Annotated in this window: 1 protein-coding gene; it reads left to right on the top strand. The window is 66.9% G+C overall.

Annotation, left to right across the window (positions count from 1 at the left end; genetic code table 11):
- A partial coding sequence (locus ACZY0B_RS27985; protein ID WP_463767456.1) for a helicase HerA-like domain-containing protein occupies positions 1-290 on the top strand: 290 nt, incomplete at both ends.

Below are 290 nucleotides of genomic sequence, written 5' to 3'. Positions count from 1 at the left end.
AAGGGTGACCTGTCGGGCTTGTCGAAGCCGGGCGAGGCAGGCGAGAAGACCGAGCAGCGGGCCAAGGACACCGGCGACGATTGGGCGCCGACGGGGTTCCCGGTGGAGTTCCTGTCGCTGGGCACCGAAGGGATCGGGGTACCGGTCCGGGCCACCATCACCAGCTTCGGCCCGATCCTGCTGTCGAAGGTGTTGGGCCTCAACGCGACTCAGGAGTCCACGCTCGGGCTGATCTTCCACTGGGCCGATCAGAAGGGCCTGCCGCTGCTGGACATCAAGGACCTGAGGTC

This window comes from Mycobacterium sp. IDUB_19, assembly GCF_055419445.1.
Note: the sequence above shows the minus strand (reverse complement) of the source record. Positions and strands in the feature narration are given on the sequence as shown.